The organism is Bradyrhizobium sp., from assembly GCF_035935975.1.
Lineage (GTDB): Bacteria > Pseudomonadota > Alphaproteobacteria > Rhizobiales > Xanthobacteraceae > Bradyrhizobium.
In genome coordinates this window covers 96,469-119,641 of the sequence record NZ_DASYWN010000037.1, presented here as the reverse complement: position 1 = coordinate 119,641, position 23,173 = coordinate 96,469, and the positions used below count along the sequence as shown (strand labels likewise).

21 protein-coding genes and 1 tRNA gene are annotated in these 23,173 nt (G+C 66.1%); 12 read left to right on the top strand and 10 right to left on the bottom strand.

Going from position 1 to position 23,173, the window contains the following annotated elements:
• Window positions 1–22 precede the first annotated feature (22 nt).
• The 5 genes from VGR99_RS20410 to VGR99_RS20390 form a co-directional block, all read right to left on the bottom strand.
• A complete protein-coding gene (locus tag VGR99_RS20410) occupies window positions 23–250 on the bottom strand; it encodes a hypothetical protein (RefSeq protein WP_326900782.1) in 228 nt (75 codons plus the stop codon).
• 97 nt (window positions 251–347) lie between these two features.
• The gene (locus tag VGR99_RS20405; RefSeq protein ID WP_326900780.1) at window positions 348–1,598 is read right to left on the bottom strand and encodes an arsenic transporter; all 1,251 of its coding nucleotides are present in this window, start codon (window positions 1,596–1,598) and stop codon (window positions 348–350) included.
• Window positions 1,599–1,623: 25 nt separating this feature from the next.
• Window positions 1,624–2,907, bottom strand: coding sequence for an MFS transporter (locus VGR99_RS20400; RefSeq protein WP_326900779.1), 1,284 nt, complete (start codon window positions 2,905–2,907; stop codon window positions 1,624–1,626).
• 62 nt (window positions 2,908–2,969) lie between these two features.
• Entirely contained in the window at window positions 2,970–3,410 is a 441-nt protein-coding gene (locus VGR99_RS20395; RefSeq protein ID WP_326900777.1) for an EamA family transporter, read from the bottom strand.
• A 197-nt stretch (window positions 3,411–3,607) separates the two neighbouring features.
• Window positions 3,608–6,085, bottom strand: coding sequence for a PAS domain S-box protein (locus tag VGR99_RS20390; protein WP_326900775.1), 2,478 nt, complete (start codon window positions 6,083–6,085; stop codon window positions 3,608–3,610).
• Between the two features lie 214 nt (window positions 6,086–6,299).
• Between VGR99_RS20390 and VGR99_RS20385 the strand changes: the two genes are divergently transcribed.
• From VGR99_RS20385 to VGR99_RS20370, 4 genes are all read left to right on the top strand, one after another.
• Window positions 6,300–7,415 carry a putative zinc-binding peptidase gene (locus VGR99_RS20385; RefSeq protein WP_326900773.1) on the top strand — a complete coding sequence of 372 codons (1,116 nt, stop codon included), beginning with the start codon at window positions 6,300–6,302 and terminating at the stop codon, window positions 7,413–7,415.
• A 152-nt stretch (window positions 7,416–7,567) separates the two neighbouring features.
• Window positions 7,568–9,583: an acetyl/propionyl/methylcrotonyl-CoA carboxylase subunit alpha gene (locus tag VGR99_RS20380; protein ID WP_326900772.1), complete on the top strand. Its 2,016-nt coding sequence runs from the start codon at window positions 7,568–7,570 to the stop codon at window positions 9,581–9,583.
• A 147-nt stretch (window positions 9,584–9,730) separates the two neighbouring features.
• Window positions 9,731–10,597, top strand: a complete 867-nt coding sequence (locus tag VGR99_RS20375) for an isocitrate lyase/PEP mutase family protein (RefSeq protein ID WP_326900770.1) — start codon at window positions 9,731–9,733, stop codon at window positions 10,595–10,597.
• Complete coding sequence (locus VGR99_RS20370) at window positions 10,594–10,893, top strand: acylphosphatase (RefSeq protein WP_057751581.1); 300 nt, start codon at window positions 10,594–10,596, stop codon at window positions 10,891–10,893. Before VGR99_RS20375 ends, VGR99_RS20370 begins: the two co-directional genes overlap by 4 nt.
• 73 nt (window positions 10,894–10,966) lie before the next feature.
• On the opposite strand, the gene VGR99_RS20365 is transcribed toward VGR99_RS20370, so the two are convergent.
• Window positions 10,967–12,487 carry a PAS domain-containing sensor histidine kinase gene (locus tag VGR99_RS20365; protein WP_326900767.1) on the bottom strand — a complete coding sequence of 507 codons (1,521 nt, stop codon included), beginning with the start codon at window positions 12,485–12,487 and terminating at the stop codon, window positions 10,967–10,969.
• Window positions 12,488–12,639: 152 nt separating this feature from the next.
• On the opposite strand from VGR99_RS20365, the gene VGR99_RS20360 reads away from it, so the two are divergent.
• The 3 genes from VGR99_RS20360 to VGR99_RS20350 are packed head-to-tail and all read left to right on the top strand — an operon-like array spanning window position 12,640 to window position 15,312.
• Complete coding sequence (locus tag VGR99_RS20360) at window positions 12,640–13,197, top strand: GbsR/MarR family transcriptional regulator (RefSeq protein WP_326900765.1); 558 nt, start codon at window positions 12,640–12,642, stop codon at window positions 13,195–13,197.
• Window positions 13,198–13,213: 16 nt separating this feature from the next.
• Complete coding sequence (locus VGR99_RS20355; protein ID WP_326900763.1) at window positions 13,214–13,879, top strand: DUF4166 domain-containing protein; 666 nt, start codon at window positions 13,214–13,216, stop codon at window positions 13,877–13,879.
• On the top strand, window positions 13,876–15,312 hold the full coding sequence (locus VGR99_RS20350) for a TIGR01777 family oxidoreductase (RefSeq protein ID WP_326900762.1): 1,437 nt from the start codon (window positions 13,876–13,878) through the stop codon (window positions 15,310–15,312). The genes VGR99_RS20355 and VGR99_RS20350 overlap by 4 nt, the downstream gene beginning before the upstream one ends.
• A 4-nt stretch (window positions 15,313–15,316) precedes the next feature.
• Here the strand turns inward: VGR99_RS20350 and VGR99_RS20345 are convergent, their stop codons facing one another.
• A complete protein-coding gene (locus VGR99_RS20345) occupies window positions 15,317–16,171 on the bottom strand; it encodes a LysR family transcriptional regulator (RefSeq protein WP_326900761.1) in 855 nt (284 codons plus the stop codon).
• A 111-nt stretch (window positions 16,172–16,282) separates the two neighbouring features.
• Between VGR99_RS20345 and VGR99_RS20340 the strand changes: the two genes are divergently transcribed.
• Window positions 16,283–16,705: a 4-oxalocrotonate tautomerase family protein gene (locus VGR99_RS20340; protein ID WP_326900760.1), complete on the top strand. Its 423-nt coding sequence runs from the start codon at window positions 16,283–16,285 to the stop codon at window positions 16,703–16,705.
• 44 nt (window positions 16,706–16,749) lie between these two features.
• Here the strand turns inward: VGR99_RS20340 and VGR99_RS20335 are convergent, their stop codons facing one another.
• Window positions 16,750–17,463, bottom strand: coding sequence for a DNA helicase (locus VGR99_RS20335; RefSeq protein ID WP_326900759.1), 714 nt, complete (start codon window positions 17,461–17,463; stop codon window positions 16,750–16,752).
• A gap of 300 nt (window positions 17,464–17,763) precedes the next feature.
• The gene (gene lipB, locus VGR99_RS20330; RefSeq protein WP_326900757.1) at window positions 17,764–18,513 is read right to left on the bottom strand and encodes a lipoyl(octanoyl) transferase LipB; all 750 of its coding nucleotides are present in this window, start codon (window positions 18,511–18,513) and stop codon (window positions 17,764–17,766) included.
• An 82-nt stretch (window positions 18,514–18,595) separates the two neighbouring features.
• Between lipB and VGR99_RS20325 the strand changes: the two genes are divergently transcribed.
• Both VGR99_RS20325 and VGR99_RS20320 read left to right on the top strand, forming a co-directional pair.
• Window positions 18,596–18,838, top strand: coding sequence for a FliM/FliN family flagellar motor switch protein (locus VGR99_RS20325; RefSeq protein WP_008141759.1), 243 nt, complete (start codon window positions 18,596–18,598; stop codon window positions 18,836–18,838).
• Between the two features lie 145 nt (window positions 18,839–18,983).
• Window positions 18,984–19,068 (top strand) — tRNA-Leu (locus tag VGR99_RS20320).
• A 228-nt stretch (window positions 19,069–19,296) separates the two neighbouring features.
• Here the strand turns inward: VGR99_RS20320 and VGR99_RS20315 are convergent.
• Window positions 19,297–20,082 carry an IclR family transcriptional regulator gene (locus VGR99_RS20315; protein ID WP_326900755.1) on the bottom strand — a complete coding sequence of 262 codons (786 nt, stop codon included), beginning with the start codon at window positions 20,080–20,082 and terminating at the stop codon, window positions 19,297–19,299.
• 190 nt (window positions 20,083–20,272) lie between these two features.
• Here VGR99_RS20315 and VGR99_RS20310 point away from each other — a divergent pair, with 190 nt between their 5' ends.
• The gene (locus VGR99_RS20310) at window positions 20,273–21,064 is read left to right on the top strand and encodes an enoyl-CoA hydratase/isomerase family protein (protein ID WP_326900754.1); all 792 of its coding nucleotides are present in this window, start codon (window positions 20,273–20,275) and stop codon (window positions 21,062–21,064) included.
• Window positions 21,065–21,067: 3 nt separating this feature from the next.
• On the top strand, window positions 21,068–23,155 hold the full coding sequence (locus VGR99_RS20305) for an acetate--CoA ligase family protein (RefSeq protein ID WP_326900752.1): 2,088 nt from the start codon (window positions 21,068–21,070) through the stop codon (window positions 23,153–23,155).
• The last annotated feature ends 18 nt before the right edge of the window (window positions 23,156–23,173 follow it).

Sequence of the window (23,173 nt, the reverse complement as noted above, 5' to 3'; positions counted from 1 at the left end):
GGCCGCGATCGGGCTTCTACCGCTACGGGCTCAGGAAGACGGGATCAATGCCGGTCGCGGCCTGGCCGAGCAGGCCGATCGCCTGAAGCTGGGCGCTGTGCAGGTCGATCTCGACGATGGCGAACAGGGTCAGCAGCACCACGACCGAGAAGATCAGCATCGGGTGTGACCGGTCGCCCGTCGCGAGAGAGCCTTGAAACGCGCGGCGCAGCGAAAAGCTCTGCGGCAACGCCTTCGATTGAATCCGCATGATGGACCTCCTTGCCGCGTCCTGTGAGGCTGCGCGACGAGGTGAAGTATAGGTCCGCCGTTCCCGGCCGCATTGATGCGCCGCAAAGTGCGCGCGATTAGTGGATCGCGGCTGCCAGCGCGGCGATCAGGGCGGGCGGCGTCACCAGCATGCCGAGCTTCAGGAATGGCCAGGCGCCGAGTTCGATCTTCTCCCGCCGCAGCGCCACCAGCCACAGGATGGTCGCGAGTGAACCGGTCACCGACAGATTGGGGCCGAGGTCGACGCCGATCAGGATGGCGCTGACGACGGGGGCGGGGAGATGGTCGCTGGCAGCGATCGAGCCGGCGATGAGGCCAACGGGCAGATTGTTGGCGATATTGGTGGCGACGGCCGTTGCAATGCCGACGCTCCAGGCGGCCTGCGGGACCGATTGCGCGACGGCCTGGTGCAGCAGCGCGCTGAGCTGTCCGATCACGCCGGTCTTGATCAGCGCCTCCACCATCACGAAGAGACCGCCGACCAGCGGCAGCACGCTCCAGGACACGCCGCGCAGCACGGGCAGCGGCGACTGGCGGCTGAGCAGCAGCACGATCGCGGCCGTCACCACGCCGCAGATGAAGGTCGGCAGGCCCAGTTGCTTGTCGAGCGCGGAGGCGGTGAGCAGCACGATGCCGATGGCGACGATGCCGACCGCGGTCAGCTTGCCGCCGCGGCCGAGCTTTGGATGCGGCACGCTGCGTGCGATCGTCTCTTCCTTGAGCGCACGGTGCTGGCTCAGGCGCAGCACGATGTAGGTGAGCAGGATCGAGGCGACAGAGGGCAGGGCGAACAGGCGCAGCCATTCCGTCAGTTGCGGCATGCGCGCGCCGAACACGACGAGATTGGCGGGGTTCGAGATCGGCAGCACGAAGCTCGCGGCATTGGCGATGAAGGCGCAGACGAACAGATAAGGCAGCGGCTTGGCGCCCGCCGCGCGCGTCGCGGCATAGACCGCCGGCGTCAGCACGATCGCGGTGGCATCGTTGGAGAGCAGCACGGTGACGATGGTGCCGACAATGTAGATCAGCAGGAACAATCGCTGCGGCGAGCCGGCGGCATATTCCACGGCGAGCGCGGCGAGATAGTCGAACAGGCCCTCGAGCCGGGCGAGCTCGGCGATCAGCATCATGCCGATCAGGAACAGATAGACATCGATGCCCTTCTCGATGCCGAGAAGCGCATCCTGCCATGGCAGAAAGCCGAGCAGCACCAGCGCCGCAGCGCCGATCACGGCCCAAATGGCTTCAGGCAGCCGGAAGGGGCGTATGATGACGCCTGCGGTCGCGACGACGATGATGCTCCAGGCCCAGATGGCGTCAGACGGCACGTTCAGTCCTTGACGTGAAATGAGTTCATTCGGCAGCGATAGCGGAAGCCGGCCCCGCTGTCTTCCCCCGGGGGCGCGGACCGCCATCTGCGATTAGCCGGGTCTCGGGCAAAGCGAGGAAGCAGATGACGGCGCCAATCGCGGCGACCGCGCCGAGCGTGACGAACGCCGCGCCGTAGCCGGCCCCGACCACGACGAAGCCGGCCAGCGTCGTCGACAGCGCCGCGCCGATGCTCTGGGCCGTGATCACGGCGCCTTGCGCGACGTTGAAGCGGCCAGTGTTGCGCATGAGGTCGGCGACGATGACGGGGAAGATCGCGCCAAAGATGCCGGCGCCGACACCATCCAGAAGCTGCACGCCGACCAGCCAGAATGGATTGTCCGAGAGCGTATAGAGCGCTCCCCGGATTGGCAGGATCAGGAGTGCGGCCAGGAAGAAGCGCTTGTGGCCCCAGCGGTCGGCCCTGGCGCCGACCAGCATCGCGAATGGTACCATCACGACCTGCGCGGCGACGATGCAGGCCGACATCAGGCTGGTGCCCATGTTCTTGTCCTGCAGCGCCAGCTTCTGCCCGACCAGCGGCAGCATCGCCGCATTGGAGAGGTGGAACAGCAGGACGCAGATCGCGAAGACGAGCAGGGGGCGGCAGGTGAGCAGCACCGCGAGGCCGGACGGCTGCTCGCGTCCGGCGCCCGCATCCGCGTCATGCAGCCCGCGGGCCAGATCATGGTTGATGGCGCGGGCGGGGATCGCGAGGATGCAGACGAGGCTTGCGATCGCCATCGCGCCGAGAAGGTAGAAGACCACGGTCGGGCCGAACCAATAGGCGGAGAGGCCTGCAAGCCCGGCTGCGACTGCGTTGCCTGCGTGATTGAAGGTCTCGTTGCGGCCGATGCGCCGGGTGAAGGCGGCATGACCGAAGATGCCGAGCGAGACGGCGGCGATCGCCGGCGGAAACACCACGGCGGCGGCCTGCGCGATGCCTTGCGAGATCGCGACCGGCAGGAATCCCGGAAATAGCGGCAGCGATAGCGACGCCAGGGTCACCATGATTGCAGCGATCGCCATGACCAGCCGCTTCGCCCGCGTCGCGTCGACCAGCGCGCCGGCCGGCGTCTGCGCCACGATGCCGGCGATGGTCGCGATCGACATCACGAGGCCGATGCGCGCCTCGTCCCAATGCTGCTCGGTGAGGAGATAGACGGCGAGATAGGGGCCGAGCCCGTCGCGGACGTCGGCGAGGAAGAAGTTCGCCGCGTCCAGCGCGCGGCCGGCCTGCCTTGCCTGATCGGGGTTTTCGCTCGACATCGGTCTCTCGATCGAGGCTGCGCCCCGGCAGCAACCGATCTCACTGCAGTTTTGTTCCCGCCTTAAAGCTTCACGGCCAGCAACACCGCGCCGGCGCCGATCATGGCAATGCCGATCCAGCCCTGTGCCGTCGGACGCTCGCCGAGAAAAGCGAAAGCAAACAGGGCGACCAGCACGACGCTGAGCTTGTCGATCGGCGCCACCAGCGTCGCGGGCCCGAGCTTCAGCGCCCGGAAGTAGCAGAGCCACGACGCCCCGGTGGCAAGCCCCGACAGCACCAGGAACAGCCATGTCCGCGACGAGACCGCCGAGGGCACGGCGAATTGCCCGGTGAAGAACAGCAGCAACGAGAAGGCGAGCAGCACCACGATGGTGCGGATAAAGGTGGCGAGATCCGGATTGATGTTCTCGACGCCGACCTTGGCGAAGATCGCTGTCAGTGCCGCAAAGCAGGCGGAGAGAAGCGCCCAGGTTTGCCAGGCGGAGAAGAGGGCGGGTTTCATGTCATACAAGGCCTATTGGAGTGCAACTGCGTCGCCGCGACGTCATTGCGAGGAGCCACCCGGTCCCGCCTTCGGCGGGCCGGATGACAGGCTCCGCGACGAAGCAATCCAGAATCTTTCCACGGAAACAGTCTGGATTGCTTCGCTGCGCTCGCAATGACGGAATTTGTGGCGGCAGCGTGGCGCTCCCATAACCCTCACCGCGCCACCGACAGCTTCTCCGTGATCGCCTTGCGCAGGATGCGCGACAGCGACTCCACCGAATACGGCTTCTGGATCAGCTCGAAGCCGCGGTGGGCGTTTTCCGCCAGCACGTTGCTGTAGCCAGAGGTGAGCACGACGGGCAGGCCCGGATAGCGCTCGCGGATCACGCCGGCGAGCTCGACGCCGTTCATGCCGGGCATGATGACGTCGGAGAAGACGAGGTCGACGGCGAATTCGTTCTCGCCGAGGATCGCGAGCGCCGCATTGGCATTGGCGACGCGGCGGGTGACATAGCCGAGGTCTTCCAGCAGCTCGGTCGAGAACTGGCCGACATCGTCGTTGTCCTCGACCACCAGCACGCGGTAGCCGCGCCCGGTGGTGGCGGCCTCGCTAGCGAGCGATGCGGCCTCCTTCTCCGCGGTCGGGCTCTGCACCTGCGGCAGATAGATGGTGAAGGTCGCGCCCTGTCCGTGCGTGCTCGTCACCGCGATGTCGCCTTCGGACTGCTTGGCGAAGCCGAACGCCTGGCTGAGGCCGAGGCCGGTGCCCTTGCCGACCTCCTTGGTGGTGAAGAACGGTTCGAAGATGGCGTCGATATGTTCGGGCGCGATGCCGCTGCCGGTGTCCGCGACCGAGATCGCGACATAGTCGCCGCCGCGCGCGGACTGGGCGCGCAGGCTCGGGATGCCCTCGACCTTGCGCACCGCGATGGTGAGGCGGCCTTCGCCCTCCATGGCGTCGCGGGCGTTGATGGCGAGGTTGATCAGCGCGGTCTCGAACTGCGCGATGTCGGCGACGGTGAAGCAGTCCGCATCGCGGATATCGACGACGATCTCGATCCGGCCGCCGACCAGCGGCCGGATCAGTTGTGCGACGCCTTCAACCTGACTGCCGACGTTGAAGATCTGCGGCTTCAAGGGCTGCCGGCGTGCGAATGCCAGAAGCTGCGCGGTCAGTTTCGAGGCGCGCTCGACAGTGTCAGAGATGGCATCGACATAACGGCGGCGGCGCTCCTCGGGCAGCTCGCGCCGGCGCAGGAAGTCGGTTGCCGAGCGGATGATGGTGAGGAGATTGTTGAAGTCGTGCGCGACGCCGCCGGTGAGCTGGCCGATCGCCTCCATCTTCTGCGACTGCCGCAGCGCTTCCTCGCCACGCCGGCGCTCGGTGATGTCGACGGCCTCGGGCACTGCACCGGTGATGTTGCCGTGGCGGTCGAGCACCGGGCGCATGCCGAACTCGAAATCGCGCTCGCCGATCGGCAGGCGCAGCCGCATTTCCATCCGTACCGGTTCGCCCCTCAGCACGGTGTCGAACGCCTCGCGCACGGCGGCGCTCATGCCGCTCGTGCCGGTGAACCAGGGCGTGTCCCAGAACGGCTTTCCGATCACGTCCTCAGAGCGCGCCTTGACGCCGTCGAGCGCGGTCTTGTTGGCGTAGAGCAATTCGCCCTTGAGGTTGACCAGGCCCTGATACTGGTTGCTCGTCTCCAGGATCGCGCGCAGCCGGGCTTCGTTGGATTCGAGCTCGGCGGTGCGCTCGGCAATGCGCTCTTCCAGCGTTTCGTTGAGCTTCCGCAGCTCGATCTCGGCCTGCTTGGCGACGGTGATGTCGTGGGCGACGCCGATGAAGCCGATATGCTTGCCAGTCGGGTCCCAGCGCGGCTGCGATTCCGAGCGCAGCCAGCGCCATTCACCACCGGCGTTCTTGTAGCGCGCCTCCAGTACGAACGGCTTCAGCGAGGCCTCGCCTTGCACCGATTGCTGCAGCACATGCGGCAGGTCGTCCGGATGGAGCACCTTGCGCCAGTCGAAGGCGATGGCCTGCTCGTAGGGCAGGCCGACGAAGTCGACATAGGCCTGGTTGGCGAAGGAGCGCGTGCGGTCGAGCTTCGTCACCCAGATCGGCACCGGCGCGCTGTCGGCGATCAGCCGGAAGCGCTCCTCGCTCTCCCGCAGCGTCTCGCGCGCCAGCGCCTGGTCGGTGATATCGATATGGGCGCCGACGAGGCGGATGGCACGCCCGCTGCCGTCACGCTCGAACTTGGCGACGACACGGATCCAGCGGGTCTGGCCGTCGCTGGGGCGGATGATGCGGTACTCGGCAGTGTAATCCTCGCTGGTCCCCGACAACGCCTCGAAGAAGTGTTTCACCGCGGCGTCGCGATCATCAGGATGGAGGCGGTTGACCCAATCCTCGTGAGTTTCGTCGACGGCCTCGGGCGGCAGGCCGTGGATCATCAGATATTCGGGCGAGCGGCGGTTCTTGAAACCCTCGCGGAAGTCGACCTCGAGGCCGCCGACCTTGCCGATGCGTTGGATGCGCGCGAGCTCGGCCTCGCGCTCCTGGAGCGCGCGATAAGCCTCGTCGCGCTCGCGCGCGACGTTTTCGAGATGCTGGCGCAGCTTCTCGGCAGCAAGGATCTCGGGCGTAGGATCGTTCAAGGCGTCGGCCGTTGTGATGCTGGAGCGCACGTGCCGGGCCGATATTCACACAGACGAAGCGTGATAGCCATTGCTCAAAAGGAATAGACAGGGAAAGGGCCCACCGAACGGCGTGTGGCGGGTATGAATGAACGCGAGGTCTGGCAATTTGTTCCTGATATTGGAACGAAGAGCCTTCGGCGCGCGTATCTGCGAGGCGCCACAACTGATATTCGTAACGCTCCCTTTCTCAAGAGGCTAAATCTTGAAGCTCTTTGTCTGCCAGTCCTGCGGCAACGTCCTCTATTTCGAGAACCGCGCCTGCGAGCGCTGCGGTCACCGTGTCGCCTTCCTGCCCGAGAAGGAGACGATGTCGGCGATCGAGCCTGACGGGCAGGGTGACGGAGGGACCTGGGCCACGCTCGCCGACAAGGGCAAGGGGCGGATGCTGTGCCGCAATGCCGAGTACGATGCCTGCAACTGGCTGACGGATGCCAGCGATGCCACCGGCTATTGCCGCGCCTGTCGCCATAACGGCATCGTGCCTGATCTGTCCGACCCCGTTCAGCTCGCCGGCTGGCGCGAGCTGGAGGTGGCGAAGCACCGCCTGTTCTACTCCCTGATCCGCTGGAAGCTGCCGCTCCCGACCCGGCAGGAAAACCCGGAGCATGGGCTGATCTTCAATTTCCTCGCCGACGATCCGAACAGCGGCCACAGGGTCATGACCGGCCACGACAACGGCCTGATCACGATTGCGCTGACCGAGACCGACGAGATCGAGCGCGAGCGGCGCCGGCTCGAGATGGGCGAGCCGTATCGCACCCTGCTCGGGCATTTCCGCCACGAGGTCGGGCATTATTTCTGGGACGTGCTGGTTCGCGAAGGCGGTCGGCTGGAGGAATGCCGCGCGGTGTTCGGCGATGATTCCGCCGATTACGGCCAGGCCCTGCAGCGCCATTACGCCGAAGGCGCGCCGCCGGCCTGGCAGCAGAACTTCGTCTCGGCCTACGCCACCACGCATCCCTGGGAAGATTTCGCCGAGACCTGGGCGCACTATCTCCACATCGTCGACACCCTGGAGATGGCCAGCGAGTTCGGCATGGAGGTGCGCCCCAAGGTCGACCGCGACGGGGAGTTGACGGCACGCATCCGTTTCAACCCCTACGAGGCCAGGGACGTCGAGGCTCTCGTCAACGCATGGCTGCCCTTCACCTTCGCCATGAACAGCGTCAACCGCGCCATGGGCGCGCGCGACCTCTATCCTTTCATCCTGTCGGGCGCCGTGGTCGCCAAACTGGGCTTCATTCACAGCCTCGTCCGGGACGGGGCCAAGGACAGGACCGAGGCCGGGACGCCGCAGGCCGCCCCGGGGGCCCGTTAGCCCATTTCGGTCTTGCGCTGGTACGCCAGAGAGGCCGGATTTAGACCGTTGCCTCCGGCCCATTTTGATGTACCACGGGTGCCACACGGCCCGTCCCATAGGCCCCAACGGCCGGGGAAGGGTCCCGCCCAAGGTCGAGACTCAAGAAAAGCATGTTCAAGAAGATCCTGATCGCCAATCGCGGCGAAATCGCCTGCCGGGTCATCAAGACCGCTCGCCGCATGGGAATTCAGACGGTTGCGGTCTATTCCGAGGCCGACCGCGATGCCCTCCATGTCGAGATGGCCGACGAGGCCGTGCTGATCGGCCCGCCCGCCGCGGCCGAGAGCTATCTGGTGATCGAGAAGATCGTCGAAGCCTGCCGCAAGACCGGCGCCGAGGCTGTGCATCCCGGCTACGGTTTCCTGTCCGAGCGTGAGGCGTTTCCGCGCGCGCTGGAGGCGGCCGGCATCGTCTTCATCGGCCCCAACCCTGGCGCAATCGCCGCGATGGGCGACAAGATCGAATCCAAGAAGGCGGCCGCGAAAGCCAAGGTCTCGACCGTGCCGGGCTATCTCGGCGTCATCGAGGACGACAAGCACGCGGTGAAGATCGCCGACGAGATCGGCTACCCCGTCATGATCAAGGCCTCCGCCGGCGGTGGCGGCAAGGGCATGCGCATCGCGCACTCCAAGGCCGAGGTCGCCGAAGGCTTCAACCTCGCCAAGGCCGAGGCCAAGGCCTCGTTCGGCGATGACCGCGTCTTCGTCGAAAAGTTCATCGTCGATCCCCGCCACATCGAGATCCAGGTGCTGGGCGACAAGCACGGCAACGTGATCTATCTCGGCGAACGCGAATGCTCGATCCAGCGCCGCAACCAGAAGGTCATCGAGGAGGCGCCGTCGCCGCTGCTCGATGAAGCCACCCGCCGCAAGATGGGTGAGCAGGCCGTCGCGCTGGCCAAGGCCGTGAACTACGATTCCGCCGGCACCGTCGAGTTCGTCGCCGGTCAGGACAAGAGCTTCTACTTCCTGGAGATGAACACGCGCCTCCAGGTCGAGCATCCCGTCACCGAGCTCGTCACCGGCGTCGACCTCGTCGAGCAGATGCTGCGCGTCGCCGCCGGCGAGAAGCTCGCGATCACGCAGAAGGACGTCACGCTGACCGGCTGGGCCGTGGAATCGCGTCTCTATGCGGAAGATCCGTTCCGCAACTTCCTGCCCTCGATCGGGCGCCTCGTGAAATACCGTCCGCCGGCGGAAGCCAGCCAGGACGGCATCACCGTGCGCAACGACACCGGCGTGCAGGAGGGCGGCGAGATCTCGATCCACTACGATCCGATGATCGCAAAGCTCGTCACGCATGCGCCGTCGCGCGCCGCGGCAATCGAGGCGCAGGCGACCGCGCTGGACTCGTTCTATGTCGACGGCATCCGTCACAACATCCCGTTCCTGTCGGCGCTGATGCATCATCCGCGCTGGCGCGAGGGCCGGCTCTCGACCGGCTTCATCGCCGAGGAATTCCCCAAGGGCTTTGCGGTGCGCGTGCCCGAAGGCGAGGTCGCGCGTCGGATCGCCGCGGTCGGCGCCGCCATCGACCACGTGCTCGGCGAACGCAAGCGTCAGATCTCCGGCCAGATGGGCGGCCGCGTCGTGCAGCGCGAGCGTCGCCGCGCGGTCTGGCTCGACCGTCAGGAGATTTCGCTCGAGGTCGCGCGTGAGGGCGATGCGATCGCGATCCGCTTCGTCGATGCCGACGGCAAGGTCGGCAATGCGCATCTATTGCAGTCCGCATGGAAGCCGGGCGATCCGGTCTGGCAGGGCACCATCGACGGCCATTTCGTCGCGGTGCAGACGCGCCCGATCGCCAACGGCATCCGCCTGGCGCATCAGGGCGTCGAGGTGCCGGTCTATGTCTGGACCGAAGCGGAAGCGGCTTCGGCGCGGCTGATGCCGGTGACGACGGCGTCCGACACCGGCAAGAAGCTGCTGTGCCCGATGCCCGGCCTCATCGTCTCGATCGCGGTGACCGAAGGGCAGGAGGTCAAGGCCGGCGAGACGCTGGCCGTGGTCGAAGCCATGAAGATGCAGAACGTGCTGCGCGCCGAGCAGGACGGCACCGTGAAGAAGATCCACGCCAGCGCCGGCGCGACGCTCGCGGTGGACGCGCTGATTTTGGAGTTTGCGTAAGCGCTCCAGGGCACAACAGGAGACCCTCACCCTGAGGAGCCGCGCCTGCGCGGCGTCTCGAAGGGCGAGGCCACAGCCGGGCCTGCATCCTTCGAGACGCGCGCAAGAGCGCGCTCCTCAGGATGAGGAATTTGGAGTGAGGCACCCATGGCCTTTCGTTCCCGCCGCGAGAAACTGCGCTCCATCCTGTCGGGCGGGGCTTGCGTCCATCCCGGCTCGGTCTACGACGCCATCTCGATCCGCATCGCCGAGGATCTCGGCTTTCCGCTCGGCATGTTCGGCGGCTCGGTCGCCTCGCTCGCGGTGCTCGGCGACCCCGACGTCACCCTGATCACGCTCACGGAGCTTGCCGAGCAGATGCGGCGGATGTCGCGCGCTTCCGCGCTGCCGGTGCTGGTCGATGCCGACCATGGCTATGGCAATGCGCTCAACGTGCGCCGCACGGTGCAGGAGCTGGAGACGGCGGGCGCGGCCGGCCTCACCATCGAGGACACCCTGCTGCCGGCCGCCTTCGGCGAAGCCAAGGCGCAGCTGATTTCACTGGAGGAGGGCGTCGGCAAGATGAAGGCCGCGCTCGACGGCCGCGGCGATCCCTCGCTGGTCATCATGGGCCGCACGGGGGCAGCTTCGATCACCTCGATCGAGGATGCGATCCGCCGTGCCAAGGCCTATGAGGCCACCGGCGTCGATGCGCTGTTCTTCACCGGCATCAAGTCGCGCGCGGAGCTCGAGGCAATCGTCGCCGCCACGCATCTGCCGATCGTGCTCGGTGGCGCGCCGGACGAATTGAACGCGATCGACTATCTCGCGAGCCAGCGCGTGCGCATCGCGCTGCAGGGCCACGCGCCGATCGCAGCCGCCACGCAGGCTGTCTACGACGTCCAGAAAGCGTTGCGAGAGGGTACGCCGCCGAAGGCGCTGAAGGGATTGCCGTCGGCGGAGCTGACCAGCCGCGTCATGCGCGAGGCCGAGGTCAAGGCGCGCAGCACTGACTTTCTCGGGCTGAAGACATGAGCCGGGCGATCCTCCAGGTCATGATCCGCGGGCGCGTGCAGGGCGTCGGCTATCGGGCTTGGGTCGAATACCAGGCGACCGCGAGCGGTCTGGAGGGTTGGGTCCGCAACCGCCGCGACGGCAGCGTCGAGGCACTGTTCGCGGGTGCGCCAAAACATGTCGCCGACATGGTCGCGCTCTGCCGCCACGGCCCGCCATCCTCGCGCGTGGACAGCGTGACGAGCGAGACGGCGAGCGTGGATGAGCTGAACCTGCGCAGGGCAGGGGAAGCGTTCTCGGTGTTGCCGACGGTGTGAGAGCGACGCCTCGCTCCGCACTGGCGGTGCGCTCCATCTCCCCGCACCCAGAGAGGAGAGAGGCGAAGAGCCATCACCGCGGCAGCTTCGAGATCGCCTCGCTCAGCTCGTGGATCTCGTACGGCTTGCGCAGGATCGGGAAGTCGCCGCGCACGCCGGCGGCGACTTCGCTGTAGCCGGTGGCGAGCAGGATCGGCAGGCCGGGGCGGATTTGGCGCAGGCGATGGGCAAGGCTGAGGCCGTCCATCTTGCCGGGCATCACGATGTCGGAGAACACGAAGTCGACGCCGTTTTGCTCGATCTCGCGCAAGGCGGCTTCGGCATCGGCGACGCGCCGCACCTGATAGCCGAGTTGCTCCAGCAGTCCGATGCTGACGAGGGCGACGTCCGGATTGTCCTCGACCAGCAGCACTGTTCCGCTGCCGCGGAACGGGGCTGCCCCCGTCGTCTCCCGCACCGGCGCATCCGTGCCGCGTGGCAAGAGGACGGTGAAAGTCGTGCCCTTGCCGAGCTCGCTTGCAACCTTCACCGTGCCGCCGGCCTGGTGTGCAAAGCCGTGCACTTGGGAGAGGCCGAGACCGGTGCCTTTTCCGATCGGCTTGGTGGTGAAGAACGGCTCGAAGATCTTGTCCACGACGTCGGCGGGGATGCCGAGTCCGGTATCGGCGATGTCGATCGCCACGAACTCGCCGGCGAGCGGTGTCTCCGTGAGCGCGATATTGCGGGCGCGGATCGTCACCGTGCCGCCGTCGGGCATGGCATCGCGAGCGTTGATGACGAGATTGAGCAGCGCGGTTTCGAGCTCGGAGACGTCGGCCGTGATCGGCCACGTCGCGGGATGGATGTCGAGGGCGAGCCGCACGGCGCTGCCGACGCCGGCGTCGAGCACCTCGCGGATGGAGGAGATGCGCTCGGCGACGTCGATCGCCTGCGGATTGACGCTCTGCCGCCGCGCGAAGGAGAGGAGCTGGTTGGTCAGCGCCGCTCCGCGCTTGGTCGCCGTCTCGATCGCGGACATGGCGCGTTCGAGCCTGGCGTCGTCGGGGGGGCCCTTCTTCAGGATGTGAAGGCTGCCGCTGATGATCATCAGCAGATTGTTGAAATCGTGCGCGACGCCACCGGTGAGCTGGCCCAGCGCATCGAACTTCTGGGATTCGGCGAGCTGCTTCTGCATCGCCTCGAGCTTGAGCTGGGCATTGCGGCGTTCGGTGATGTCGCGCGTGATCTTGGCGAAGCCGACCAATTCGCCGTCCTCGTAGATCGGATCGATCACGACGCTGGCCCAGAAGAACGTGCCGTCCTTGCGGACGCGCCAGCCTTCCTCCTCGTAGCGGCCTTTTTCGCGCGCGATGCCGAGCGCCCGCGCGGGCTTGCCGTTGGCGCGGTCGGTCTCGGTGTAGAAGCGGGAGAAGTGCTGGCCGAGGATCTCCTCGGGCGAATAGCCCTTGATGCGCTCGCCGCCGATATTCCAGCTGGTGATGATCCCGCGGGGATCGAGCATGTAGAGGGCGTAGTCAGCTACCGCTTCAACCAGCAGCCGGAAACTCCGTTCGCTCTCGAACAAGTCTCTCTGCTGACTGAACTTTTTTGCCATTCTCGACCCCACCTCGAACGGGGGCAAACGCCTCCAAAGGCGTTTGGTTCCCGTTTCAGGGATGTTTTTTAGGCAAATACGACCGGCGGTATGCACGGCGCAAGCCGCCTGAAGCCCTTGACAGTCGATCGTTCCAGTCAGATATTTCTGTTATGACAGAAACAACCGGAAAGAAGAAACTCCCAGCCGCCGTCGAGCGCTTCATCCTGCATTGGGGCGACATGGGGGATCAGTGGGGCGTCAACCGCTCGGTCAGCCAGATCCACGGGCTGCTTTATCTGGCCGAAGCGCCGATGACGGCCGAAGACATCGCCGACACGCTCGGCATGGCGCGCTCCAACGTCTCCAATTCGCTCAAGGAGCTGCTCGCCTGGAACCTGATCCGGCGGGTGCCGATCCTCGGCGACCGCCGCGATCATTTCGAAGCCGAGACCGACATCTGGGAGGTCGCGGCGCGCATCGCGGCCCGGCGCAAGGAGCGGGAGCTCGATCCCGCGATCACGGCGCTCAGGGCCTGCGTGTCCGATGCCGCCGAGGATCCGGCCATCAATCCGGTCGCGAGCAAACGGCTGAAGGAGATGCTCGCCTTCACCGAGCTCGCCGACCACTGGTTCATGCAGATGCTGAAAGTGCCGCGGCCGCGGGTGGTCGCCTTGATGCGGCTCGGCGAGAAGATCGCCAACCTGCTGCCGCTGGGCAAGGCCAAATAGTTTTGAGGAGGTTGCGATGACGTCGGCGAGATTATCAGGCTCCAACGCACCAACCTCCGCTCACATCAAGCTCCTCGACGATCGCCGCTTCCGCGCGCTGCTGTCGGATGAGGATTGGGGCCGCCTGCCGCTGGCGACCTGGCGGCGCTTCTCCAAGCGCGTCGCCGACGGCGACAGCGTGGTTTATGTCGGGGTGGTCGACGAGATTTCGTTCAGCGACATCGGCTGGTGGTTCGCGCAAGTCGCGCGCCTGATCGGCGGGCCGCTGCCCACGGGGCGCGACACCGGCGTGCCCATGATCGTGACCGTCACCGAGGACGGCGCGACCGGCGGCCAGACCTGGACCCGCATCTGCGCGCGCAAGCGCGGCTTTCCGCAAGTGATCCATTCGGCCAAGCGCTTCGCCGGCCCGACCGGGCTCGAGGAATATGTCGGCTTCGGCGTCTCGATGGCGCTGCGCATCGCAGTCGAGGGCGAGGCGCTCGCCTTCCGCAGCGCGGGTTATGGCCTGCAGCTCGGGCGGCTCTGGATCCCGCTGCCGCATTGGCTCACGCCGGGCGATCTCACCGTGACGCACAGCGATCTCGGCGAGGGCGCCTTCCGCTTCACCCTCGATGTCATTCATCCGCGTTACGGCGCGCTGATCCACCAGTCCGCCGTGTTCAGGGAGGCCGTGTCATGACGCCGCTTTTGTGGACCCTCATCGCCATCCAGATCGCGATGGGCGTGTTCGACACTTTCTATCATCACGAGTTCACCGAGCGCCTGGCCTGGCGCCCGTCGCAGCGCTTCGAGCTGAAGCTGCACGGCATCCGCAACATGCTCTATGCGATCCTGTTCCTGCTGCTCGGCTGGCTCGAGGTCTATGGCGTGCTGGCGCTCCTGGTCGTCGCCGTGCTGGTCGCCGAGATCGTCATCACGCTGATGGATTTCGTCGAGGAGGATCTGAGCCGAAAGCTGCCGCCGAGCGAGCGCATCAATCACACGCTGCTCGCGATCAATTACGGCGCGATCCTGGTGCTGCTGCTGCCGGTGCTGATCGACTGGGCGATGCAGCCGTTCGGCGTGACGGTGGTCTATCAGGGCCTGCTCAGCATCGCTGCGACCGCCTGCGCGGTCGGCGCCGCGCTCTGCGGCGTCAGGGATTTTGCCGCGATGCGCCGGCTCGGCCGCATGCGCAGCGTGCCCGCGCAGGGGCTCGTCGGGAAGTTGCCGGGCCATAAGACCGTGCTGATCACAGGCGCCACCGGCTTCATCGGCAGCCGCGTTGCAGCTAGCCTCAGTGGAGCAGGGCACAACGTCATCGCGCTGATCCGCAACCCCGCCAAGGCCGAGATGCTGCCGCCGCCGGTCAAGCTGATCACCAGCCTCGATCAGCTCGCCGCGGACACGCATATCGACGCCATCGTCAATCTCGCCGGCGAGCCGATCGGCAACGGCCTCTGGACCGAGGCGAAGCGCGCCAGGATCATCGGCTCGCGCGTCGACATGACCGGCGAGGTCGTCAAGCTGATCGCGCGGCTGGAGCGCAAGCCCGAAGTGCTCGTCAGCGGCTCCGCGATCGGCTGGTACGGGCTATGGGCCGACCAAGTGCTGACGGAGTCCGCGAAGTCGCACGCCTGCTTCAGCCACGAGCTGTGTGCGGCCTGGGAGAAGGCGGCACGGCCGGCGGAGGAGCTTGGCGTGCGCGTGGTCTGCTTGCGCATCGGCCTCGTGCTCGGCACCGAGGGCGGCTTCATCACGCGGATGCTGACGCCGTTCGAGTTCGGCCTCGGCGGTCCGCTCGGCACCGGACGGCAGTGGATGTCCTGGATCGAGCGCGACGACCTCATTCGGCTGATCGCCTATGTCATGGCGACGCCCGATCTGTCGGGGCCTGTCAACGCCACCGCGCCGATCCCCGTCACCAACGCAAAGTTCACGGAAGAACTGGGGCGCCGTCTGCACCGGCCGGCGGTGTTCCGCATTCCCGGCGGCCTGCTGCGGCGGATCGGCGGCGGCTTTGCCGACGAGCTCCTGCTCGGCGGTCAGCGCGTGCTGCCGAACAAGGCGCTGAGCCGCGGCTTTGTGTTCAGGCACGAGACGCTGCGCAGTGCATTCGAGGCGATTTTGTGAGATGTCAGGTGGCGGCGATACTCCGAAACGTCGCCGCCACCGCGCGCAGCGCCGCGAGCTTGGCGGGATCGCTGACTTTCGAATGCAGCATCACCTTCGAGCTGCCGAGTTTCGGCAGCTTGTGCGCCGGCCCGATGTCGACCAGCCCGGGCGGTGCGATCCGTCGCGCCAGCGGCGCGATCGCAAGCCCGGCAAGCGCGGCGGCGACCACTGCCGTGACGCCGCCGCCGACAAAGCGCTCGCGCCAGGCGATGCCGGCCTTGTCGAGCGCGCGCACGGCAACGGCGCGGACTCCGCAGGGCGGGGCGAGCGTTGCGAGCGGCAGCGGCTCGCCTTTCGGCAGGCTGAAGCGTCGTGACGCGAACCAGCCAAATTCGTCCTCGGTCAGCTTCTCGCCGCCGCGGCGGCTGCCTTCCTGGCGGACGATCACTGCATCCAACTCGCCCGCGTCATAGGCATCCTGCATCTCGCGCGAGAAGCCGATGGTGACGGCGAGCGTCAGGTTCGACGACATCGCGTGCAGGCGTTCGAGCAGCGGCACAAGCTCGGGGCCTGCGGCATGATCGGAGATGCCGAGCGAGAGCGACTGCGCGGCCGGTGCCTCGCCCGACAGCGCGCGGTCATGCGCCACCATCAGCGCGCGGGCGCGATCGAGAAAGCTGGCGCCGTCGCCGGTGAGCCGCACCGCCCGCGGCGAGCGCTCGACGAGGCGTTTGCCCAGCAAGGTTTCCAGCCGTTGCAGCTTGAGGCTGACAGCTGCCTGCGTGGTGCCCAGCGCCTCGGCGGCGCGCGTAAAGCTCTGGAGGTCGGCAACCAGCAGGAAGGCCTGGACGGTGGCGATGTCGAGTGTGGCTGTCATTATGAATGGTTATCACTGATATCAATAGAGATAAGATACCAAAATGACGAGGGAAGGTCTAGCTTCTCACCAACGCCGCGCGAACAGCGCGACATGTTGAGGAGAACGACAATGCCCCTGATCACCGTGTCCTACACCTCGTCCCGCCAGTCGCCCTCGCTGAAGGCCGACATCGCGAGCGCCGTGTCCGAGCTCACCGCAAAAATCCTGCACAAGGATCCCAAGGTCACCGCCATCATCGTGAAGTCGGTGGACGCCGCCGACTGGTTCGCCGGCGGCAAGTCGCTCGCCGACGAGAGGCTCGCCAGCTACTGGATCGACATCCATGTCTCTGAAGGCACCAACACCAAGGACGAGAAGGCGGCCTATCTCGCCGCGATGTTCAAGCGCATGGCCGAGATTCTGGGCCCGCTGCATCCCGAGACCTATCTGCATGTCGACGAGGTCAAGGGCGATTCCTACGGCTTTGGCGGCCTGACGCAGGAGCGCCGCTACATCGCCGGCAAGCTCGAAGTGTCGCTGAAGGCTGCGTGATGATGCGGGCCGCGGGTGAGGGATCTCACCCGCGGCTTTTGTCGTCAGCTCGCGGCGCGGAACTGAACCTCGGAATTGTTCATAAAACACATCTTGTCGAACAGTTTCAGATCCAGCGGGTTCGGCAGCCTGACATCGCCGAGATCAGGGCAGGGCTTGACCGTGGGGTCATAGGACCGGTCGATCTGCGAGATGAAGACGACGATCAGGCCCTTGTCGCGCGCGAAGGATTTCAGCGCGCGCACCTGAACGGTGAGGTCCGGGTTTTCGCGCCGCTGGTCGAGCAGTTGCAGATAGTCGATCACGACAATCGTGCCGCGGGGAGCCGTGGCCATCTGCTTGACGACGTAGTCGGCGCTGATGACGTCGGAGCAGTCGACCTCGAACAGCCTGTCGAATTGCGCCGGATCGACGCCGATCGCGCGAACGCGGTCGAGGACATCCTTCTCGGTGTATTCGAGCGAGAAGAACGCGGCGCGATGGCCCGACTTCATGGCCTCCACGGCGAGCTCGAGGCTCATCAGCGTCTTGCCCTGGCCGGGGCGTGCGCCGACCAGCACGAGGTCGCCGGGCCGGAATTGCGGGAACAGCCTGTTGGCGGGTGTCATCGCCGCGGCCTTTGCCGCCAGCATGCTCCAGGCGGAAAACCCTTCCGTTGCGGCGACGCGGTCAAGCGCGTCGTGTAGCGGAATGCCTTGCTCGCGCGACAGGCGCTTTGCTTTGCGCTTCAGATGATAGATCGGGGCAGACAACTTCATCGTCAAAACCTCCTATTGCGAGCTGAAACGCAATCCCTCCTTATGCCCGGTGCTCGAACAGTCGGTCCGATGGTTTAGTCGCCCGGCATGAAATGTACTTTCCCGGCGGAGGGGGGAGGCGTGGGCGGCACCTGACGCGAGTATAACCGATTCCCCGGCGCGCTGAGAACGCGCGCGATCGGGACCGAACAGGAAAATGCTAAAGCATGATCCGGAAAAGTGCGCAGCGGTTTTCCGAAAAGATCATGCTCAAACAACGACCTGAAGCGCGATGACGATTCATCCTGATCTCATCGCGCTTTAGACGGCTGCTTCCGGCACCAGCGCCTTGGTCGGCCCGAACAGTTCCTCGAACGCCTGCCGGAGCGCGACGTCGACATCGGCCATCGTCACGAGCTGACCGAGATCGACCAGCGATGTGACGCCGTAGCGGGGATCTGCGACGCCGCAGGGCACGATGCCGGCGAAGTGCTCCAGCTCCGGCTCGACATTGATGGCGATGCCGTGGAACGAGACCCAGCGCTTCAGCCGCACGCCGATCGCCGCGATCTTGTCCTCGTGCTCGGGTCCCTTGTCGGGCCGCTTCACCCAGACGCCGACCCGGTCTTCGCGCCGCTCGCCGCGGACGTTGAAGGCGGCCAGCGTCTTCAGGATCAGCTCCTCCAGGCTCGCGACATAGGCCCGCACGTCCGGCCGGCGGCGCTTGAGGTCGAGCATGATGTAGGCCACCCGCTGGCCGGGCCCGTGATAGGTGAGCTGCCCGCCTCGCCCGGTGGCGAAGGTCGGGAATCGGGCATCGAGCAGGTCGCTGTCCTTGCCCGAGGTGCCGGAGGTGTAGAGCGGGGGGTGTTCGAGCAGCCAGACCAGCTCCGGCGCCTCGCCCGCCGCGATTGCGGCCACCCGCGCCTCCATTTCGGCCACCGCCTCCGGATAGGGCACCGGGGCGTCCGAGATTCGCCATTCGACGGGCGCGCCGCCGGCGGCGGAAAACGACGTCAAATCGAGGTCTTGGCGGGCGTTTTGGCGGGGGTTTTGGGGCGAATTAACCATTGGCTAACCATAACGTGGTGATCATTGCGGGAGCAAATGCCAAGTCCTTTGGCCCTGGTCCCAAGTTGCGGCGGTCCTGACAGTGCCCACTCTCGATAAAGTCACCGTGGATCTCATGGTCGTCCTCGGGACGACCACCATGCCGATCCATCAAGTATTACGTCTTTCCCGCGGCGCCATCATCGAGCTGGACGCAACCGAGGCCGACGAGGTCAAGGTTTTGGCCAATAACCTGCCGGTGGCCTCCGGCGTCGTGCTGGTCGATCGCAACCGAATCGCGGTCGAGGTCAAGCAGATGCTGCCCCGCACGCAGGGGACCAGATAGATAGGACCGATCCGGGCAGGGATGGGATTTTCCTGCCAAGCTTGTGGAATTCAGGGCCTTTGCAGGCTTGTATCCCCCTGATGGATTTGTTAGATCGGCGGCCGCTGATCCGGCCAGCCTAACGACCTCAGGCCGGTATCTCCTAGCGCTCGTGGCGGAACTGGTAGACGCGCTGCCTTGAGGTGGCAGTGGGTAACACCGTGGGGGTTCGAGTCCCTCCGAGCGCACCACCTCACAAAAATCACTTTGAAATTGCTTCGGTTTTTGGCCGTAGCGTAGCTGGCCGCTTTCGAGCCGGACGCAAGTCTGGCGGCCTTGTCCTCCGGCACCGGCTGTCTGCACGCCGCCGGCAGCGGAAGGGCCACAAAGAGGATCACCAAAGAGACTCGTCTCATTCTTCGCACGCCAGCAGCGGGCGCCGAGGAAATGCGGTATCGCGCCCTTCGTCGGCCATCGCATCATTCGGGTTCACGGCCCGCCAGCACCGCCTTGCACTTGGCCGCAAAGGCGTTGAGGTACGCGCCCATCTCGCTCGCCAGCGCGTCGGAGCGTTCGACATTTTGCAGGCTCATGTTGAGTGCGTAGACCGGAAGCCCGTCCAGCACGATGGGCGTTGCGACGGCGAGAACGGCAGGCTGCCACGACACCGCGCAATAGCCGTCGCGTTCGACGGCGCTGATCGATCTCCTGACGTCCGCAAGCAGCGTCTTCGTGGCCGCGGCGCTGCGCCGTCTGAAGAGCTTTAGCAATCGCTCGCGCTCGGCTGTGCCTATGCCGGCCAGATACGCGCGACCGAGCGACGTCAACTCCATCGGCACCTGCTGCCCGGCGACCACGTTGCGCAGCGCCGCGCGGGGGCTGTAGCGGATCGATTCGAGATACACCATCATGGTTCGATCCGCGGTCGCCAGCCCCACGTTGAGCCGGCGCTTCGCCGATTCGGCCCGCATCATCGCTCCGATCGTGTTGAGCACGGGTGATCCCGTTCGCATCGCGTGACCGATGCTGATGACGGACGCGGCCAGTCGGTAGGCTCTCTCCGCGTGGACTTCGTCGAGCATTCCGGAATTGACCAGCGTTCGCGTCAGCCGGCTGATCGTCGAGCGCGGCAATCCTGTTCGCTCCGCAATCTCGCCATTGCCCAGCGTGTCGACGCCGGGCCGGAAGGCCCTGAGGATCTCGATGCCCCGTTCGAGCGACCGGTTGCCGTCAACCCCGCCCGCATATCTGCGCGCCTGCGCCACATCCAGCCTCCCAGGGAATTCTCGCCAAGCCATTCTCACCGAGCCATTTCCACTAAGTGGAATTAGGGGGATGTTCCCGACAGTGCAAGCCGATATAGGCACCGGGAAGAAGAATGCCCCCGGCCGCACGGCTCATCGAGGAAACGGCACGGCCTGAAATCGGCATTCGTGAGCGCGCACGGAGCTTGCCATGTCCTATCAGCTCATCGAATTTTCCGTCGAAGCCGGTGTCGCGACGATCGCATTCAACCGGCCGGAACGGCGCAACGCCATGAGCGACGACATGCGCGCCGAGTTCGTCGATGCGCTCGAAACCGTCGCCCGCGACAAGGCGATCAAGGCCCTGGTGCTGACCGGGCGTGGTAACGCCTTCTGTGCCGGCGGCGACATCAGCGGCATGAAGCGCCGGCTCGAGGCGCCGCAGGGCGAGGTCGCATTCAACGGATGGAGCCGTCAGCAGGGCGTGCACCATGTGCAGTCGTTCCTGCTGGGTCTGCCGAAACCGACCATCGCCGCCGTCAACGGTGCCGCGGCGGGCCTCGGTGCGGATACCGCGCTGGCCTGCGACTTCGTGATGGGAACGGAGCGATCGAAATTCACCTGGTCCTACATCAAGCGAGGCCTGATCCCCGACGGCGGCGGCCTGTATTTCCTGCCGCGCCGCGTCGGGCTTCCCAGGGCCAAGGAACTCATCTTCACCGGGCGCATGGTCGAAGCCGACGAAGCGCTTTCGCTCGGCATCGTCGATCGCAAGGTGGCCTCGGCCGATCTCCTGCCGGCAGCGCAGGCCTGGGCGGCTGAACTGGCTCAGGGATCTCCCACGGCGCTCGCGTTGGGCAAGAAGATCCTGAACGAGACCTTCGAGCATTCCGCGCATGACGTCTTCAGTCTCGGCAGCCAGGCGCAGGCCATCTGCTACACCAGCGTGGAGCATCGGGACGCCGTGACGGCGTTCCTCGCGCAATCCGCATCGAAGGATTGAGCGATGGATGCCATCGAACGGCTGATCCGACCGCGCAGCGTCGCCATCATCGGCGCCTCGGCCGACCCGAGCAAGACGTCGGGGCGACCGGTCTCCTACCTCCGGAAGCACGGCTTTGCGGGCGCGATCTATCCCGTGAATCCGAAGGTCGCGGACATCGGCGGTCTTGCCTGCTACCCCGACGTCGCCTCTCTGCCTGATGTGCCCGATGTTGGCATTGTCCTGCTCGGCGCGGAGCGTGCGCATGTCGCGGTGCGCGAATTGTCGGAGCGCGGCGCTGCTGCGGCGATCGTCCTTGCCAGCGGCTTTACCGAGACCGGGGCGGAAGGCGCCGAGCGCCAGAAGCAACTGATGGAAGCGGCCGGATCGATGCGCCTGCTCGGGCCGAACACGATCGGTCTCGTCAATCTCACCGACAATATCGTGCTGTCGGCGTCCGGCGCGCTGGCGATGGATCACTTCCCGACCGGCGCGATCGGACTGGTCTCGCAAAGCGGAGGCATCCTCGGCGCCCTTTTGTCGCGCGCTGCGGCGCGTGGAGTAGGGCTGTCCAAGCTGGTGTCGACCAGCAACGAAGCCGATCTCGAGCTCGCGGACTTCATCGACTTTCTCGCCAAAGACGACGCAACCAGGGTCATCGCGCTCTACGTCGAGGCGATCCGCAATCCGGCTCGCTTTCGCGAGGCTGTGCTCAAGGCGCGTGCCGCCGGCAAGCCCGTTGTCGCCTTCAAGATCGGGCGCTCGGAGGCGGGTGCAAAGGCGGCCGTCTCGCACACCGGGGCGCTTGCGGGTTCAGACCGCATGTACGACGCCCTGTTCAGGCAGCTTGGCGTGATCCGCGCCAAGACGTTCGACGACCTGCTCGACATTCCCGCAGCCCTTGCCGCGGAACGGAAGCTGTCCGGTAGGCGCGTGGCGATCCTGACCTCGACCGGCGGCGCCGGCACGATCGTGTCCGACAGTCTCGGCGTCGCGGGCTTTGCAACACCCGCTCCCGACGCCGAGACGGCCGCCCAATTGCGCAGCCTTCAATCGGGATCGCACACCGCGCTCGATCGCAATCCGATCGACGTGACCCTGGCCGGCCTTCAGCCGGACCTGCTGCGCGCTGCGATCCGTATCCTGCTCGCAAGTCCCTCCTACGATGCGCTCACGATCATCGTCGGCTCGTCGGCGGTGGGAGCGCCGACGCTGATGGCCGATGCCATCCGCGATTGCCTGCCGATGAGCGACAAGCCCGTCATTGCCTATGTCAGTCCCTACGCGCCCGAGGTGGTCTCCGTTCTCACCGGGCGAGGCGTCCCGGCGTACACGTCCGCCGAGAGCTGCGCTGCCGCGCTCGACGGGCTGTTGCACGCCGGAATGCCGGAGCAGGTCCAGACGCCGGGCTCGATCCGGCCGGCGGTAAATATAAGCGACGTCCCGGCGGGATCGCTGGATGAGGCGCAGGCCAAAGCGCTGTTCGGCCGCTTCGGCGTTCCGATCGTGGCGGAGAAGGTGGTCGCAACATCAGCCGAAGCCGAGCAGGCGGCGCGCGACTTCGGTGGCCGGGTCGTTCTCAAGATTCTCTCGCGCGAGATCGCGCACAAGAGCGACGTCGGCGGCGTCGCGGTCGGCCTGACCGCGGATGCGATTGGCGGCCGCCTCACGGCGATGGCGGAGCAGGTCGAGGAGAGGGCGGGGCAACGGCCCGAACGGTTCCTGGTCCAGGAGATGGTCTCAGGCGGCGTCGAGATCATTCTCGGGATGCATCGCGATCCCCTGGGCACCGCAATCCTTCTCGGCATGGGCGGCGTGTCCGCCGAACTGTTCAAGGACACGACGATGCGTCTGCTCCCGCCGGAGGGCGGCCTCGGTCTGGCCGAAGCCAGGGCGATGGCGCGCGATCTCGTCACTTGGCCGTTGCTGGACGGATTTCGAGGCCGGCCGAAATGCGATGTCGAAGCGCTCGCAGCAACGATCGTCGCTTTCTCGCGCATGGTTGCGCAACTCGGCGACCGCCTCGCCGAGGCCGAGATCAATCCGGTGTTCGTGCTGCCGGCAGGCGAGGGCGTGAAGGCCGCCGACGGATTGGTCGTTCTCAATGTCTGAACAAAATCGGATGGAGCT